Consider the following 16,867-nt stretch of genomic DNA (forward strand, 5'->3'; position numbering starts at 1 on the left):
TCAAACACAACATAGGAGGTTTAATTGTGGTAGTTAAAACAGCAACAGAGGGTCTCATAACCTTAGAAGGAGTTAGCAAGGCTTACCCGCAGCCTAACGGTCAAAAAATCTCTATTTTAGAGTCAATTAATTTAGATATCAGAGCAGGAGAAATAGTAGCTTTACTCGGCCCGTCCGGTTCAGGAAAATCAACATTAATGCGGATGATTGCCGGACTTATCCCGCCCAGCAACGGTCAAGTTATCTATCACAATCGTCCTTTAGTCGGCTTAAATCCTGGGGTGGCAATTGTATTTCAAAACTTTGCCCTTTATCCCTGGCTGACCGTACTAGAAAATGTAGAATTAGGCTTAAAAGCTAAAGGAGAATTGCCCGAAGCGTGCCGCAAAAAAGCCTTACGGATGATAGACATTATCGGTTTAGACGGATTTGAAAATGCTTATCCGAAAGAACTTTCCGGCGGAATGCGGCAGCGGGTGGGATTTGCTAGAGCTTTGGCGGTAGAACCCGAATTGCTTTGCATGGATGAACCGTTTTCAGCTTTAGACGTGCTGACGGCAGAAAACTTGCGGTTTGAGCTATTAGATTTATGGCTAGAAAAAAAGATTCCGACTCAAGCGGTGTTAATCGTAACTCACGGGATTGAGGAAGCGGTAATTTTAGCCGATCGCGTTGTAGTCTTGGGTCGCAACCCGGGGCGAATTCGCGCGGAGTTAACAGTGACTTTGCCGCACTACCGCGATCGTAAAACTCCCGAATTTCAAGCTCTCGTAGACCAAGTTTACAAAATTCTCACCAATCCCGAATTGAGCTGCGAAACAGTGACAGCACCTGCTGAAAGTGTCGCTGCTGTGTCTCAACCTCAACCCGCTCAAAGCGCTAAATACCAATCTCTGCCGCAGGTGCGAACCGGTGCGATCGCAGGTCTGTTGGAACTCTTGGAAGACCGCAAGGAGAAAGACCTCTACCGCCTCGGTCAAGAATTAATGTTAGAGGTTGATGACATTTTGCCGATCGTGGAAGCAGCAAAGTTAATGGAATTTCTGGTAATCCAAGAAGGCGACCTCCTTTTAACTCCAGTTGGCATTCAGTTTATTGCCGGCGGCATTGACCAGCGCAAACAAATTGTTCGTACCCAAATTCTCAACAATATTCGCCTGGTACAGCAAATTTCTCGAATGCTTCAGGCAAAGCGCAATCATCGCATTTCTGAAGAGTTAATTTTGGATATTCTAGAAGCCCACTTTAGCCCCCAAGAAGCAATGCGGCAATTGAAAACTGCTATTGACTGGGGTCGCTATGCAGAGTTATACAGTTACGATCAACCGGGCGGCGAAATCTTCTTAGAATCTGAAGTCAGTAGCCAGTAGTCAGTAGTCATTAGTCCGCAGTCATCAGTAATTAGTTATTAGTCAATACTCCGGACAGTTTTTGATTCAGAGGCTGAAACCCTCATTCTACCGTTAGCATTTGACCTCGCTGAGAAGGCTAAAACCCTCATCCTGCGGTTAGTGATTGAAAAGTGTCCGGACTATTGATTAATTATTTACTAGCAATGACCAATTAACAATTACCCGATGCCCTAGCCGTCCGCTCCCCCAAAATCTAACTTCCAAATTTCCAATTACCTTTTTCCCGATTACCAATAACTACTTCGTATGACAAGACCTCTAACACCGGCAAATAAAACTTTAGAAAGGTCAGCTTGGACTTGGCAAGACGGTTTGCTGATTCTAGCCATCTTCTCTCTAATTTTAGTAATTGTCCAAACAGCTTCTCAATTCACCAGTGACTACAACCCAAATTTCAAAATTGAGACCACGCTAAATGTCTTGCCAGCATATACAGCCCAGAGTCTTTTACGTATGGTAGCCGCCTATTTTTTATCGCTGCTGTTTACCCTAGTTTATGCTTATTCTGCTTACCGTTTTCCCCTGGCTGCAAAAATTTTAATTCCCTTGTTAGACATTTTGCAGTCGATCCCTGTTTTATCTTTTTTGCCCGGAGTTGTTTTAGCGCTAGTCACTTTATTTCCCGGTCAAATAATTGGCGTAGAACTTGCATCGATTATCTTAATATTTACTGGGATGACTTGGAATATGACCTTTAGTTTCTATCAGTCGCTTTCCGGCATTCCGAAAGAACTTAAGGAAGCTGCTCAAATTTATCGGCTCAATGCTTGGCAGCAGTTCTGGACGTTAGAATTGCCGGCTGGGGCGATCGGACTGGTGTGGAATAGCGTCATGTCAGTGGCGGGCGGCTGGTTCTTTTTGATTGCGATCGAATCTTTTACCTTGGGGGACAAAAACTTTAATTTGCCCGGACTCGGTTCCTATTTGGGCAAGGCAGCAAATGAAGGAAATTTTGGGGCGATCGGCTGGGGTTTAGCAGTCTTAATTGGGGTGATTATAGCCATAGACTTTTTCATCTGGCAGCCTTTGATTGCTTGGGTAGAAAAGTTTAAATATCAAGCCGTGGAAGCTACCAATGTACCGCAGTCAAATGTGTTGGATTTTTTAAGGCGCTCGGCGACTCTGCGGGTTTTGAAGTCGCGTATTTCGCCGATCGGCGATAGTTTTGATCGTGGTTTGGCAAGAGCTTTTGCATCGGTGGATTTACCAGCAAATCATCGCCAAGGAAGCCGCATCGGAAATTGGATAAATTGGATATTTGTTAGCGGGTTTGCCGTCATTGTGCTTTGGGGAACTTGGGAAGCTTTGCTGCTGCTGCGGTTGCTGAATTTGTCTGACTGGCAAAAAGTCATGACAGGTGCATTTTTCACAGCTTTGCGCGTCATTTGCGCGCTATTTTTATCGCTGTTGTGGACAGTGCCGGTCGGAGTGGGGATCGGTCGAAATCCCCGTTTAGCTCAAATTTTGCAGCCATTAGTACAAATAGCAGCTTCTGTACCGGCAACTGCTATATTCCCCGTATTACTACTAGCTTTAATTCACGCTGGAGGAGGCTTGCAAATTGGTTCAGTGGCGCTGATGATGTTGGGTACAATGTGGTATTTGCTGTTTAATGTTATTGCGGGCGCTCAAGCCATACCTTCGGAGTTATTTGAAGCTGCACAAGTTTACAAACTATCCCTAATTCAGCGCTGGCAAACTTTAATTTTACCGGGAATTTTTCCCTACTTGATCACAGGAATTATTACAGCAGTTGGGGGTGCTTGGAATGCAAGTATTGTCAGCGAGTACGTGCAGTTTCAAGGTCAAATTGTTACTACAGAGGGTTTGGGAGAAACTATTTCTCAGGCTACGGCATCTGGGAACTTTCCCTTGCTGTTGGCTGCTACTTCTGTGATGTCGTTGTTGGTTGTATTGACTAACCGTTTGGTATGGCGGCCACTTTACCGTTTGGCACAAGAAAAATATCAATTGTTGGTTTAAGTAAATCAATATCAAAAACACCATACCCAAAAAACCCGTTTCGAGAATATATCTTGGTTTGGTGGTGAAGCCTCCACAAAGAAACTGGATTGCTAACCCCGCGGGTATAAATCGTATAACTGCAACCAGTGGCGTCAATAGGCTCTAAACTGGATTCAGGAAGGCGCGCAGCACAGGTTTAGGAGGGTCATCAGTGACAGAAAAAAATTATCAATCGTCTTCTCTACCCACCTACGCGCGAAAAGAACTGCGGGAATTAGTTCGATCGCAGTTAAGGGCCCTGTTGGAAGAAGGAGACTTTAAAGGAGCAAAAGCGATTTTGCACCCGGTGCAGGAAGCAGACATAGCTGAAGCTATAGAAGGTCTGCCAGAAACCATGCAAGTAATAGCTTTCCGCTTGCTTTCCAAAGACGAAGCGATCGCAGTTTACGAATATCTCGACTCCAGCGTTCAGCAGTCCCTCTGCGAAAAATTCAAACGCCAAGAAGTCATTGACATTGTAGACAAAATGTCCCCGGACGATCGAGCTAAACTCTTTGACGAACTGCCGGCAATATTAGTCCGTCGCCTGTTGGGTGAATTGAGCCCGACGGAACGGGAAGCCACGGCTCAACTTTTGGGTTACGAAGCCAGTACCGCCGGTCGGATCATGACCCCGGAATATATTTCTCTGAAAGAAAGCTTTACCGTCGCCCAAGCTTTAGACCGAATTCGCTCTTTGGCTAAAACTACCGAAACAATTTATTCTCTTTACGTCACCGACGCCGGACGCAGCTTGACAGGCATTTTATCCTTGCGAGATTTAGTCACTTCCCCCCTCGACAAAACTGTCGGCGAAATTATGACCCGCGACGTAGTTTCTGTTCAAACAGGAACGGATCAAGAAGAAGTAGCTAGGCTGATCCAGCGTTACGATTTTTTAGCTGTACCCGTTGTAGACCGCGAACAGCGGCTGGTCGGGATCATTACAGTTGACGACGCGATCGACATTTTAGAACAAGAAGCAGCAAAAGATATTTATACCTTGGGCGGCGTCCAGTCCGGCGGCGACAATTATTTCCAGACCGATTTAATCACCGTTGCCCGGAAAAGGGTCGTGTGGTTGTTTGTTCTGCTTTTAACTAATACTGTCACCGGCGCAATTATTAGAGCTCAAGAAGATATTTTGCACCAAGTAGTCGCCCTAGCAGCCTTTATTCCCCTGCTGACTGGCACTGGAGGCAATGTCGGCGCTCAGTCCTCAACCGTTGTAATTCGCGGTTTGAACACTGATGAAATTACAGCAATGGGGCCGTTTCAAGTAATTGTTCGCGAGGGGATGGCGGGAGCGCTGCTAGGAGCTATATTGGGGACTGTAGCGACGGGCTGGGCTTATACTCTGCAAGGGAGTTTAGCAGTGGCACTCGCGGTGGGAGTGAGTTTGTTTGCGATCGCAATTTTAGCTTCTATTGCCGGTTCAGCTCTGCCGTTTCTATTTCGTTCTTTGGGTTTAGACCCCGCTTTAATGTCTGCTCCCTTTATTACCACCGCAGTTGATGTCCTTGGGGTCTTGATTTATTTCACTTTAGCTCGACTAATTTTGCAGATTTAATATATTTAATTAGATGGCTGTGAATAAAAAACTTAATCGGTTTTTCACCACTGCTAAATTCGGGGTCGGCGTCCGATTTCATACCGGATAGGTGCGCTCGCGCTTCTTACTTTATTTTTATCCGCATACTTGTACCAGTTGAAAAAAATAATGCAACTATAGGCCATTGCTCGAAACTCCGAGCTTCATCAGTTATTCCAAATCTAACATCTAAAATCTAAAATCTAAAATCTAAAATGGTATTAGCCTATGTCATCATCCAATTCATCCACCAAAATCCAAAATCCCAAGTCGAGCAATTTGTTAGAAACTGCTGAAGTGGTTTTTATTGCTGCCTCTGCTGTGGGATTGGCTGCTAGTTTGGTTTGGGGGCCGAGCGTTTATGCTCAAGTGCCTGTAGTGATTTCGTTGGTGTTGAATTTTGTGAACCGGCAGAAGCTGCACAGGCAAGTTAAAACAAGTACGGCGGCCACGTTCGATCGCGTAAATCAACAAGCAGCTACTACCGATCGCGCGATCGAGCAATTGCAGCTTGCTGTTAATGCTTTAGATGAAGCTCTTGCTCAAACATCTCGCGAAAATCTCAATGTTGCGCCTGGAGAAAACGTACACTCTCTAATTTCAGCAATTGAGAACCTGCGCCAGCGACTAATAATTTTAGAAAAAACTATTAAAATGATTCAAAGCGAGATCGAACTCACCAGCCGCCAATTCAAACAGCGGCCGGAGTTGCAACAAGTCGAAACTTTGACAACAATAATTCTGGACTTGCAGCAGTTTATCAACGAACTGCCGCAGTGGGGCAGTTTGCAGCAGCGGCAGCTAACAGAACTTCAGCAAAAAGTAGACAATGCTTTGGCTGAACTCTCAGAAGAAATTGCTGTGATTCCCAACCGCGTGCAAGAGGCGCTAGCTAGTCGCAGTGGGGAAATTAACCCACAGTTAGGTTCGGGTTTGAATGCCGCTCAAAAGAATGGTTATCGACCTAAAACCCAGAATGAGAAAATTCGCCAGAAATATCCCAGAGCTTACGTCAAGTGGAGTCAGGATGAAGACGAAAATTTGAAAAAAGAATATGCTAGCGGTCAACAAATTGACGAATTAGCTCAGAGATTTCAGCGACAGCCTAGTGCCATTCGTTCGCGATTACAAAAATTAGGATTAATCGAATAATGGTAATTGGTAATTGGTAATTTGTAACCACAGAAAACAGACAAGCGTCAACAGTCAACTGACAACTAACAAATAATATCAAATCTGTTAGTATCGAAATTATTTTTATCTCTCTGATCTTCATCTGCGTGAATCAGGGTCAATCCTTTGTCATCTGCGGTTAATAAATTCTCTTTTTTTAACCGCAGATGAGGGCAGATAAAAACAGATTAATGCAGAGGAATTGATATAACAAAGCGATCGCCCTTTTTTTTCAAAAGAGCGATCGCTTTGTTTCTGTATTCAGTACCGGCTGCCAACACCGGGCCACTAACATTACATCTCAAGGCTTTGTAGCCTAGGTCTACCTCATTTTAGAAATCTTGGGGTAACAAAGAACTTAAACGCTCCAACAAAGGATCGGATTCCCGACGAGGAGCAACCTCAGCGTCAGACACTACATTATCATCCGCCACAGACTCAGACTCAATGGGGTCAGGCTCTACTACTTTTGAAACTGGGGCAAAAGAAACTTGAGCAAACTTACTGTTAACACTCCCCTGCAATTGATCCAACTGCGCGCTGAGTTGAGTCAGGTGATGTTCCAGTCCCTCCAAACGGCTTAATTCCTCTGCCGAAACATTGTGCTCAAACTCAGCAAATTTGACCACAAGTTCAGCAATACGCTGTTCCAACCGCTGAAAGCTCTGTGTAGAGCTAGTAGACTCAGATACAGACAAAAACTGCCACAAAGCCTGCTTGCAGAGATTGCTGAAAGTCTGATACTTCGTGAAAGCCAACTCTTTTTCAATAGCGGCCAGCAAAGTTTGATCCGCAGCATCTTCCGTAAACGCCACCGAGAAATTCGCCTTATTTTTTGCCCACAGTGCCATAGGGTTCAAGCCTTAATGCGTTACTTAATCGTGGCTAGCTGAGCCTCAGCATAAATAAACTGTCCCAAAGCATTAGCTTTCCGGGAAGGCTGAGCCAAGTGAGCCTTAAGATTGGCGTCTTTAAGCAAAGGCTGCAACACCTCCCAGAAAAACTCGCCGCCCCCGCCAGTCAGAACCACATCCGTCACACGTTCCGGCAGCCACTGCACCAAACGTTCGGACAGTTCGTTAGCGAAAGCCTCTCGCAAATCCTTAATAATCGGATCTAAATTAGTCGGCTTAGTCGCTCCTCTGGGACGGTAAAAACGCTGGCCCTCGGGTTTATTCACCGCTTCCAGTAAAGACAGAGATTGAGGGTCTGCTCCCGGAATCTTTGAGGCAACTTGTTCGTAGAACTTGTTCATTGCGAAGGAATCGCTCTTAGAAGCTGCCCGGGCGAACCGGAAACGATCGACCATTAACAAATCGGTAGTTTGGTGTCCAATATCAACAACCGCCACCGACAGTTCGGGCAACTCCGGCGTAAACTCCTTGTTATCTTGAGCCTCGCACCAAATCAGGCTGCCGAACCCTTCCGGCATCACCCAAACGTGACTGATATTAATATCCACACGCTCGCCCCGGTACACCACAACGTGGGGAGAGCGCAGTTGGCTGATAATCTCTTCCTTTTCCTTCTCAAACTGATCCTGCGAATAAAACGGCAAACCCAGCACAACTGCTATTTCGCCCTTCATCTGGAAATATCCAGCACAAGAAAAGACCTTAACCAAAGCATCTACTACTTTCGACTGGTCAGCGCCACCGAGATTAGCGCCAAAATCTGCCGCTAGTTGGCCTATAGCGTAACCCTTGCCCTGGTACTCCAGCCACATATCCAACAGAGGGTCTGTTGCTTTGGACTCAAAGCTGCCACCCCGCACCTTTTCCACGGGCATAGTAGCCACGTTGGCAGGGATGAAAACAACGCTACTCGGGTTGCGACTCACGCAAGCTTTAGTTGCCGTCCGACCCAAATCAGCACTAATAATCGATTTGTTAGAAGCGACTTTAGTCTGCTGGGTCAGCATAGCCGAATTAGGAACAAGCTGTCTAGTTGTCATTGAAATGTGTTACCTCACTGAGCCTCACCATTATCATGCCTTATCCCTTGACACTGCCACGCTTAAAGACAGTGGGTGAAAGCGACGATTCTTCTAACTCTACCTAGATCGGTATCGAAATCAGCACCAAACATTATATTCGGGACGATCGCCCTTACCCTAACTAACCTAACTTTTTCTGGAGCCATCGTCCTCAAAGCTCTGTTGCCTGAGAGTGCATTGTTAAGTTAAATTTAGTTAAGATTCTGAGTGTAAACTTTTGTCGCACTTCTCCGACACCGCGATCTTACCCGATCTGTCCCCAATTCAAGGCATCCGCATTTATGAAAATTTCTTGGCGAACTATACTACTTTGGACTTTACCTGCCTTAGTCATCGGCTTTTTCTTGTGGCAGGGGGCCTTTGCCCCATCCCCCGCAGAAATGAGCAAGAACACCGCCAGCACCCGCCTGAGCTACGGTCGATTCTTAGATTACTTAAACGCCGGTCGAGTGACCAGCGTTGACCTTTACGACGGAGGTCGGACGGCTATTGTCCTAGCAGTCGATCCGGAACTGGACAATCACGAGCAGCGGTGGCGGGTAGACTTGCCCTCAAATGCCCCGGAACTGGTTTCTAGGCTCAGAGACTCCAAAATCAGCTTCGACACTCACCCACTACGCAACGACGGTGCTGTCTGGGGACTTTTAGGCAATTTAGTATTTCCCCTTTTGTTAGTAGGAGGGCTGTTTTTCCTCTTCCGCCGCGGTGGCAACGTTCCCGGCGGCCCGGGCCAAGCCATGAACTTTGGCAAATCCAAAGCTCGCTTTCAAATGGAAGCTAAAACAGGCGTACTGTTCGACGACGTAGCAGGCGTTGAGGAAGCCAAAGAAGAACTACAAGAAGTGGTGACATTCCTCAAAAAACCCGAACGCTTCACCGCAGTCGGGGCGAAGATTCCCAAAGGCGTGCTGCTAGTTGGCCCTCCCGGAACCGGTAAAACCTTGCTGGCAAAAGCGATCGCAGGCGAAGCCGGCGTGCCTTTCTTCAGCATCTCCGGTTCAGAATTTGTGGAAATGTTCGTCGGTGTCGGCGCTTCCCGCGTTCGGGACTTGTTCAAGAAAGCTAAAGAAAATGCTCCTTGCATCATCTTTATCGATGAAATCGATGCAGTGGGTCGCCAGCGCGGCGCAGGTATCGGTGGCGGTAACGACGAACGGGAACAAACCCTGAACCAGTTGCTGACGGAAATGGACGGTTTTGAGGGCAATACTGGCATTATAATCATTGCTGCCACGAACCGCCCCGACGTGCTCGACTCAGCGCTGCTGCGTCCGGGACGTTTTGACCGCCAAGTTACCGTAGATACGCCGGATATCAAAGGCCGCTTGGAAATTTTGGAAGTTCACGCGCGCAACAAGAAGCTGTCTGCGGAAATTTCTTTGGACGCCATCGCCCGCCGTACTCCTGGTTTTACCGGCGCTGATTTGGCTAACTTGCTCAACGAAGCGGCTATTTTAACCGCGCGCCGCCGCAAAGAAGCGATTACGATGCTCGAAATTGACGATGCAGTCGATCGCGTGGTAGCAGGTATGGAAGGCACTCCTTTGGTGGACAGCAAGAGCAAGCGCTTGATTGCCTACCACGAAATCGGCCACGCGATCGTCGGTACAATCATTCAAGCCCACGATCCAGTTCAAAAAGTTACCTTAGTACCTCGCGGACAGGCCCGCGGCTTGACTTGGTTCATGCCCAGCGAAGACCAAGGTTTGATTTCTCGATCGCAAATTTTAGCCCGGATTAGCGGTGCTTTGGGCGGCCGCGCAGCCGAAGAAGTAGTTTTCGGCGATGCCGAAGTAACCACCGGTGCCGGCAACGACTTGCAGCAAGTCAGCGGTATGGCGCGGCAAATGGTGACTCGCTATGGGATGTCTACCTTGGGCCCGATCGCCCTGGAAGCCCAGCAAAGCGAAATTTTCCTCGGCCGCGACTACACAGCGCGATCGGAATATTCCGAAGAAATAGCCTCTCGGATTGACGGACAAGTTCGAGCAATTGTCGATCACTGCTACGACGACGCCCGCCGAATTATTCGCGAAAATCGTACCGTGGTAGATCGCTTAGTCGATTTGTTGATCGAAAAGGAAACCATCGACGGCGAAGAGTTGCGCCTAATCGTCTCTGAGTACACTTTTGTTCCTGAAAAAGAACAATACGTTCCTCAGCTTTAAGACTTGTTTAAAAATTAGGGACACGGCAATGCCGTGTCTTTAAGAAGTAGGGACGCAGCACTATTGCCACGTCCCTACTTTTTTATTAAACTGTCAATAATATTAAACCGCCCCTAAACGCCAATTAACGCAGATGAATACTACATTTGCCATACATACTAAGAATTTGTCATTTTTTTTAATAGCAACTTTTATTTTTGTTTTCCTCAATACTTTGAGCGCCCGCGCAGAAAAATTAAGATGTTTTGTAGATATTTGCCTCGACCCCAGCAGCGTTGAATTAAGTAAATCCGATATTCCCGGTGCTCCCTCTTATCCCGTCAGAATTCTTCTAGGAACTCAACAGTTTAGTAACGAGAAATTGTTGGCGCAAATGGAAGTTAACTGCCAGCAGCGACAGTTTAGAACTGTCAGAGTTAGCGAAGATGGCGAAAATTGGTCGAATTTCGATCCGAGATGGACTTTAGTCGATCGCAACTCATCTTTGTCTCGGCTGGTTGACTATACTTGTAAATTGGCGATCGCAGAACAATAGAATAAATAAGTAAGTAGACCAATAAAAAAAACACATCACCTATATCTTCAACCCTGGGCTTGCGGGTGCAAGTGTGACAAGCAGCGCTTGAAACCGCCGAATGTTAATATTAAATTCAATCTAAAATCTAAAATCGAATGACCAACCCCACCGAGTATCGGCAAAGACGCGAACAATTAATGGCAAAAATTGGCAGCGGGACGGCGATATTTCGCAGCGCACCTGCTGCCGTCATGCACAACGATGTAGAATACGCCTATCGGCAAGATAGCGATTTTTTCTACTTAACCGGTTTCAATGAAGCTGCGGCGGTAGCAGTGCTCGCGCCACACCACGAAGAACACAAATTTGTGTTGTTTGTGCAGCCAAAAGACTTGGAAAAAGAAACTTGGCACGGTTATCGCGCCGGAGTAGAAGGCGCTAAGGAATTGTACGGCGCGGATGAAGCTTTCCCCATTGAGGAACTTGCGGAAAAATTGCCGAAATATTTAGAAAAAGCCGATCGCATATACTATCACTTCGGGCGCGATCGTACTTTCGACCAAACAGTCCTCAATCACTGGCAGCGCTTGATGGCAACCTACCCCAAACGCGGCACAGGCCCGACAGCAATCGAAGATTCCAACATCATTTTACACCCGATGCGGCTGGTGAAAAGCGAAACAGAATTAGCATTAATGCGAAAAGCGGCTAATATCTCAGTTGCAGCACACAACCGCGCCCAAGAATTCGCCAAACCGGGTAGATACGAATATGAAATTCAAGCTGAAATAGAACATACTTTTGGCTTAAATGGCTGCACTCCCGCTTACCCTTCAATTGTTGCATCCGGTTACAATGCCTGCGTCCTCCACTACATCGAAAACAACAGGCAAATGCAGGAAAACGATTTGTTGCTAATAGATGCCGGTTGTGCTTGCGGGTACTACAACGCCGATATTACTCGCACCTTTCCTGTTAGCGGCAAATTTACAGCCGAACAACAGATAATTTATGACTTAGTTTTGCAAGCACAATTGCAGGCAATTAGTCAAGTATATCCAGGAAATCCTTACAGCAAAATTCACGAAACAGCAGTGCGCGTTTTGGTGGAAGGTTTAATGGATTTAAAACTTTTGGTGGGGGACATTGAAGAGATCATTAAAGAAGAGAAATACAAGCCATTTTATATGCACCGCACCGGTCATTGGCTGGGACTGGACGTGCACGATGTCGGCGTTTATCAGTACGGCGAAAATCCGCAAGTTTTGCAGGCAGGACAGGTGCTGACGGTGGAACCGGGGATTTATATTTCTCCTTATATTAAACCCGTTGAAGGACAGCCGGAGATTCCTGAAAAATGGCGCGGTATTGGCGTGAGAATTGAAGATGATGTTTTGGTGACAGTTGATAGCCATGAAGTCTTGACGGCGGGAGTTCCTAAATGAAGGAAGAAGGAAGAAGTTAAGAAAAACTTTGGCTAATTAAGTTAGCAGCGAAGGCTTGAGCTTTGTTAGTATTGGCTTGAAAAAGCTCAAGTCGGCAACTGCAAAACCTAAAGCATTATGTGTATTGATTCTACAAAGGGCGATCGACCTCTGGAAACCTGCGAAGCATTAGTAGCAGAGCAAAAAGCAAAAATTCGACAACTTGAAGAGCATTTACAGCAGCAGAGAGAAATGTGCCAGAAATTAGAAGCACAACTCAAAGCAGTCGAGAATGCTGGCTTTTCGGGTTCCGTCAATGAATTTGATATCACCGAGAACGATCGCATTCAGTTAATCGCATCTCTGGAAAAAAGCCAGGAAATGTACCGAACTCTCATCAAACATTATCCGAATGGTTCGGTGTTTTTGTTTGATCGCGATTTGCGCTATACCCTGGTTGACGGTCAAGGTTTGGCAGTAGTTGGTTTGTCAAAAGAACTATTGGAAGGCAAAACATTGTGCGAAGTATCGCCACCTGAAGATTTGCAACTTTTTGAGACTACATATCGCGCTGCTTTGGCAGGCAAAGAGAATAATTTTGAATATAAATACGGCGGCCGCATTTATTCAACAACAATTGCTCCCGTCAAAAACGACCGGGACGAAATTTTTGCTGGAATGGTCGTTACTCAAGATATTACGGAAAAAAAACAGGCAGAAATAGCGCTGGAAGAAATTAAAAATCAGCTAGAAATTAAATATCAAAAGCGCACTGAAGACTTAAAAACAGCAAACAATCAATTGCAGGAAGAAATTCTCTCTCGCTGGCGCGCCCAAAAAGCTCTGCGGGAAAGCCAGGAACAGCTAGAATTTTTTTTCTCTCAATCTTTAGATGGTTTTTTCTTTATGATGCTGGACGAACCAGTGCACTGGGACGATACAGTAGACAAAGAAAAAGTCTTGGATTACGTATTTGCTCAAGGACGAGTAACGAAGGCAAACGATGCTTTGATAGCTCAATACGGAGGTAGTAGAGAAGAGTTTATTGGTAGGACGCTTTACTCTTTTTTATCGCACAACTTGACTGGCGGTAGAAAGATAATCAGGGAATTTTTTGATGCTGGCAGAATTCACGTCGAAAATGACAATCGCAAGTTGGATGGGACTTTAATTTGGGTGGAAGGCGACTATATTTGCATTTACGATTCTCAAAGCAGAATCGTGGGGTACTTTGGCGTGCAGCGCAATATTAGCGATCGCAAAAAAACCGAAGCAGCGCTGAAAGAAAGCGAAGAAAGGTTCCGACAGCTAGCCGAAAACATTGAAAGCGTGTTTTGGATGGTCAACGTTCAACCCCATGAAATTATTTATATCAGTCCGGCTTACGAAAAAATTTGGGGTAGAAGCTGCGCGGATTTGTATGCTTACGGGCACTTTTTTGCAGATTCCCTCCATCCAGAAGATCGCGAGCGGGTTATTGCTAATGTAACTAAACAAATTGAGTCTGAAGACGAGATAGAATATCGAATTGTCAGGCCGGACGGTCAAATCCGCTGGATTCGCGATCGGGCTTTTCCGATTAGAAATCCATCTGGTAAAGTTTACCGCATCGTGGGCATTGCAGTAGATATTACCGCACGCAAACAGTCAGAAAAAACCATCCGCGAAAGTGAAGAACGCTTCCGCCAGTTAGCAGAACATATCCAAGATTCCTTCTGGCTAATGTCTGCAGAATTCACCGATTTATTGTATCTGAGTCCAGCTTACGAGCAAATCTGGGGGCGGAGTCGCGAAGAATTGTATGCTGAGCCCTTAAAAATGATGGAGTGGGTGCATCAAGAAGATAAACATTTCTTGGAAGAGGCAATGGGGCGAGTGTTGCAGGGCGAGTCCACCAATATCGAATATCGGATTTTTCTGCCAGACGGCATAATTCGCTGGGTGTGCGATCGAGCTTTCCCCATTTACAACGAATCGGGCAAAATTTACCGCATCGCGGGTATTGCCGAAGATATCAGCGATCGTAAATTTACCGAGGCCCGCATCCAAGCAGCACTCCGCGAAAAAGAAGTATTGCTCAAAGAAATTCACCACCGAGTCAAAAATAATATGCAGGTAATCTCCAGCCTGCTGCAACTTCAAGCTCAATATATTGAAGACGAACCGACGCTAGCTTTATTTGAAGAGAGTCAGACACGTATCCATTCAATGGCTCTGATTCACGAGCAACTTTATCAATCTGAACATCTCGATCGCATCGACCTTCCCCCCTACGTCGAAAACTTGGTTGCTAATTTGTATCAATCTTTTGGGTGCGGCAACACTGCCATCAAATTCAATCTTAACCTTGACCCAATTTATTTAAACATAGAAACAGCAATTCCTTGCGGTTTAATTATTAACGAAGTAGTGTCTAATTCCTTAAAATATGCTTTTAGGCAAAGTTTAGCAGGTGAAATTAACATAGAATTTAATGAATTAAGTTCTCAGGAACTTCAATTAATTATTCAAGATAATGGTAGCGGATTCCCGGCGGGTTTCGACGTAAAAAATGCCGAAACATTAGGATTGCGATTAGTGATAATGTTGTCGGGCCAATTAGAGGCGAGTATTGCAATTGACAGTCAGTGTGGAACCTGCTACACTCTAATTTTTAAAGAGTTAAATTATCGGCGACGGATTTAAAGAAAAATGAACCCTATAAAAATTTTGGTGGTCGAAGACGAAGTTATTGTAGCGCAAGACATAGCAGGCAGATTAAAAAAACTGGGGTATGCAGTAACAGCTACAGTTTCTTCAGGAGAAGAAGCAATTCAAAAAGCTCTAGAAAACCCGCCAGATTTAGTGTTGATGGATATCGTGCTTAAAGGTGAGATAGACGGGGTAACAGCCGCAGAAAAAATCCGAACTAATAGGAATGTGCCGACAGTATTTTTAACAGCTTATGCCGACGATAAAACGCTGCAAAGAGCGAAACTTACAGACCCACTCGGTTATATTATCAAACCATTTCAACAAAATGATTTGCGGGTGGCGATCGAGATTGCCCTGCACAGACACGAAATCGAAACCAAGATGCGAGAATCTCTCAAAGCTGCGGAAGCAGTGAGAGAGTCGGTGGAAGAAAAATCGCACCGCCAAAACCAGTATATTTCAATGGCCGCTCACGAATTGCGGAATCCCCTCAACGCGATTTTAATTTCTGCGGAACTTCTCGATCTCGATCGAACTCGCAGCAGTGACGAATCCCAAGTTAGAACCCTGCGGCTGGTGCACTCAGCTACCCAGAAGATGAACCAGCTAATCGACGATATGCTGTTCATGGGCAGAGCAGAATCAGGCCAACTCAAATGCAATCCATTACCCATAAATTTAATTGAATTTTGTCAAGATTTGCTGGCTCAATTGCAGTTAGGAAATGAAGCCAAGCACAAACTAACATTAATCCCGTCAGATGTTACCAGCGCGATGTTAGATCAACAATTGCTGCACGGCATTATTTCTAACTTAATCGTCAATGCCATCAAATATTCCCCCAACGGCGGGCAAGTCACCTTGGAATTGGAATGCCGTCCAACAAGCGAAGGAGACAAAGAAGCTATTTTCTGCTTGTCTCCTCACTCTTTCTTTTCCAATTCATACTTTACCAATATTAACTCTCCCTTACTAATTATTCGCATCCGAGACGAAGGTATGGGCATCCCAGAAACCGAAGTAGGGAAAATATTTGAAATGTTTTACCGCTGCAAGAATACTGGAAAGATTAAAGGTAATGGTTTGGGATTAACAATTGTTAAAAAAGCTGTGGAATTGCAAGGAGGTGCGATCGCCTGCGAAAGCAAAATGGGCATCGGTACAACCTTCACAGTCGCGCTTCCTTACGTAGCACTTTCCTGTAAGACTCAACGAGAAACAACTTAAATGCCACTACAAACACTAATCAAAGTGTTGCAAAATCCACTCCACCGCCGTCGCTAAATTTGCTGCAATAAAATCCGGTTTAGTATGGTGCTGATACTCCCCACTCAACACGCTTTCTCCGTAACCAGTCTGCACCAAAATACCAGTACAGCCGGCATTGTGAGCCATATCAACATCAGTCGCTTTATCCCCCACCATAAAACTATTTCGCAAATCTAAATCCTGTTCCCAAGCGGCCGCTACCAACATCCCTGTATTGGGTTTTCGCCACGTTGTATATCGCGTGAATTCTGGGTTGGTTCCGCCTTCGGCTGCGCTTAAATAAGGACAGTAATAAAGAGCATCTAACTTTGCTCCTGCTTCATTTTCTAATAGCTGACCAAGGCGTTTGTGCAAAGCTTCTACGTGGCTCACTGGATAATAACCCCTCGCCGGGCCGGATTGATTGGAAACCAAACAGCAAAATATTTGTTGGTCATTTAAACGGCGTACAGCTTGGGCTACTCCGGGGATTAAATGCAAGTCTTCTACTTTGTGGATGTAGCCCGCTTCGATATTGAGAACGCCATCTCTGTCAAGAAATACTGCTCGTTTCATTGTTGTAATATATTTGATATAACTCGGCGATTGAAATCGCGTCTACACAAACAAAGTCCGCCTG

General features: G+C 45.6%; 12 protein-coding genes. 9 read left to right on the top strand and 3 right to left on the bottom strand.

The window, feature by feature from the left end:
* Positions 1-26: 26 nt before the first annotated feature.
* The 4 genes from QUA27_RS12755 (at position 27) to QUA27_RS12770 (ending at position 6,159) form a co-directional block, all read left to right on the top strand.
* Entirely contained in the window at positions 27-1,370 is a 1,344-nt protein-coding gene (locus tag QUA27_RS12755) for an ABC transporter ATP-binding protein (RefSeq protein ID WP_333068367.1), read from the top strand.
* 288 nt (positions 1,371-1,658) lie between these two features.
* Entirely contained in the window at positions 1,659-3,395 is a 1,737-nt protein-coding gene (locus tag QUA27_RS12760; RefSeq protein ID WP_333068368.1) for an ABC transporter permease, read from the top strand.
* A 193-nt stretch (positions 3,396-3,588) separates the two neighbouring features.
* Entirely contained in the window at positions 3,589-4,986 is a 1,398-nt protein-coding gene (mgtE, locus tag QUA27_RS12765) for a magnesium transporter (protein WP_333068369.1), read from the top strand.
* Between the two features lie 249 nt (positions 4,987-5,235).
* Positions 5,236-6,159, top strand: coding sequence for a hypothetical protein (locus QUA27_RS12770; protein WP_333068370.1), 924 nt, complete (start codon positions 5,236-5,238; stop codon positions 6,157-6,159).
* A 353-nt stretch (positions 6,160-6,512) separates the two neighbouring features.
* On the opposite strand, the gene fcmC is transcribed toward QUA27_RS12770, so the two are convergent.
* Complete coding sequence (fcmC, locus tag QUA27_RS12775; protein WP_333068371.1) at positions 6,513-7,031, bottom strand: filament morphology membrane protein FcmC; 519 nt, start codon at positions 7,029-7,031, stop codon at positions 6,513-6,515.
* 20 nt (positions 7,032-7,051) lie between these two features.
* Positions 7,052-8,134: a filament morphology actin-like protein FcmB gene (gene fcmB / locus QUA27_RS12780; protein WP_333041971.1), complete on the bottom strand. Its 1,083-nt coding sequence runs from the start codon at positions 8,132-8,134 to the stop codon at positions 7,052-7,054.
* Positions 8,135-8,457: 323 nt separating this feature from the next.
* On the opposite strand from fcmB, the gene ftsH2 reads away from it, so the two are divergent.
* From ftsH2 to QUA27_RS12805, 5 genes are all read left to right on the top strand, one after another.
* The gene (gene ftsH2, locus QUA27_RS12785) at positions 8,458-10,344 is read left to right on the top strand and encodes an ATP-dependent zinc metalloprotease FtsH2 (protein ID WP_333068372.1); all 1,887 of its coding nucleotides are present in this window, start codon (positions 8,458-8,460) and stop codon (positions 10,342-10,344) included.
* 133 nt (positions 10,345-10,477) lie between these two features.
* Positions 10,478-10,879 carry a hypothetical protein gene (locus tag QUA27_RS12790; RefSeq protein WP_333068373.1) on the top strand — a complete coding sequence of 134 codons (402 nt, stop codon included), beginning with the start codon at positions 10,478-10,480 and terminating at the stop codon, positions 10,877-10,879.
* A 137-nt stretch (positions 10,880-11,016) separates the two neighbouring features.
* Positions 11,017-12,306 carry an aminopeptidase P N-terminal domain-containing protein gene (locus QUA27_RS12795; protein ID WP_333068374.1) on the top strand — a complete coding sequence of 430 codons (1,290 nt, stop codon included), beginning with the start codon at positions 11,017-11,019 and terminating at the stop codon, positions 12,304-12,306.
* A 117-nt stretch (positions 12,307-12,423) separates the two neighbouring features.
* Positions 12,424-14,970: a PAS domain S-box protein gene (locus QUA27_RS12800; RefSeq protein WP_333068375.1), complete on the top strand. Its 2,547-nt coding sequence runs from the start codon at positions 12,424-12,426 to the stop codon at positions 14,968-14,970.
* 6 nt (positions 14,971-14,976) lie between these two features.
* The gene (locus QUA27_RS12805) at positions 14,977-16,206 is read left to right on the top strand and encodes a hybrid sensor histidine kinase/response regulator (RefSeq protein ID WP_333068376.1); all 1,230 of its coding nucleotides are present in this window, start codon (positions 14,977-14,979) and stop codon (positions 16,204-16,206) included.
* A gap of 15 nt (positions 16,207-16,221) precedes the next feature.
* On the opposite strand, the gene QUA27_RS12810 is transcribed toward QUA27_RS12805, so the two are convergent.
* A complete protein-coding gene (locus QUA27_RS12810; RefSeq protein ID WP_333068377.1) occupies positions 16,222-16,803 on the bottom strand; it encodes a D-glycero-alpha-D-manno-heptose-1,7-bisphosphate 7-phosphatase in 582 nt (193 codons plus the stop codon).
* Positions 16,804-16,867 lie beyond the last annotated feature (64 nt).

It is taken from the genome of Microcoleus harperi Pol14_C6 (assembly GCF_036701295.1).
Lineage (GTDB): Bacteria > Cyanobacteriota > Cyanobacteriia > Cyanobacteriales > Microcoleaceae > Microcoleus.

Coding starts and splice junctions, on each gene's coding strand:
- QUA27_RS12760 (WP_333068368.1), top strand. CDS start 1,659: ATGACAAGACCTCTAACACCGGCAAATAAAACTTTAGAAAGGTCAGCT.
- QUA27_RS12805 (WP_333068376.1), top strand. CDS start 14,977: ATGAACCCTATAAAAATTTTGGTGGTCGAAGACGAAGTTATTGTAGCG.
- QUA27_RS12795 (WP_333068374.1), top strand. CDS start 11,017: ATGACCAACCCCACCGAGTATCGGCAAAGACGCGAACAATTAATGGCA.
- QUA27_RS12810 (WP_333068377.1), bottom strand. CDS start 16,803: ATGAAACGAGCAGTATTTCTTGACAGAGATGGCGTTCTCAATATCGAA.
- ftsH2 (WP_333068372.1), top strand. CDS start 8,458: ATGAAAATTTCTTGGCGAACTATACTACTTTGGACTTTACCTGCCTTA.
- fcmC (WP_333068371.1), bottom strand. CDS start 7,031: ATGGCACTGTGGGCAAAAAATAAGGCGAATTTCTCGGTGGCGTTTACG.
- fcmB (WP_333041971.1), bottom strand. CDS start 8,134: ATGACAACTAGACAGCTTGTTCCTAATTCGGCTATGCTGACCCAGCAG.
- QUA27_RS12770 (WP_333068370.1), top strand. CDS start 5,236: ATGTCATCATCCAATTCATCCACCAAAATCCAAAATCCCAAGTCGAGC.
- QUA27_RS12800 (WP_333068375.1), top strand. CDS start 12,424: ATGTGTATTGATTCTACAAAGGGCGATCGACCTCTGGAAACCTGCGAA.
- QUA27_RS12790 (WP_333068373.1), top strand. CDS start 10,478: ATGAATACTACATTTGCCATACATACTAAGAATTTGTCATTTTTTTTA.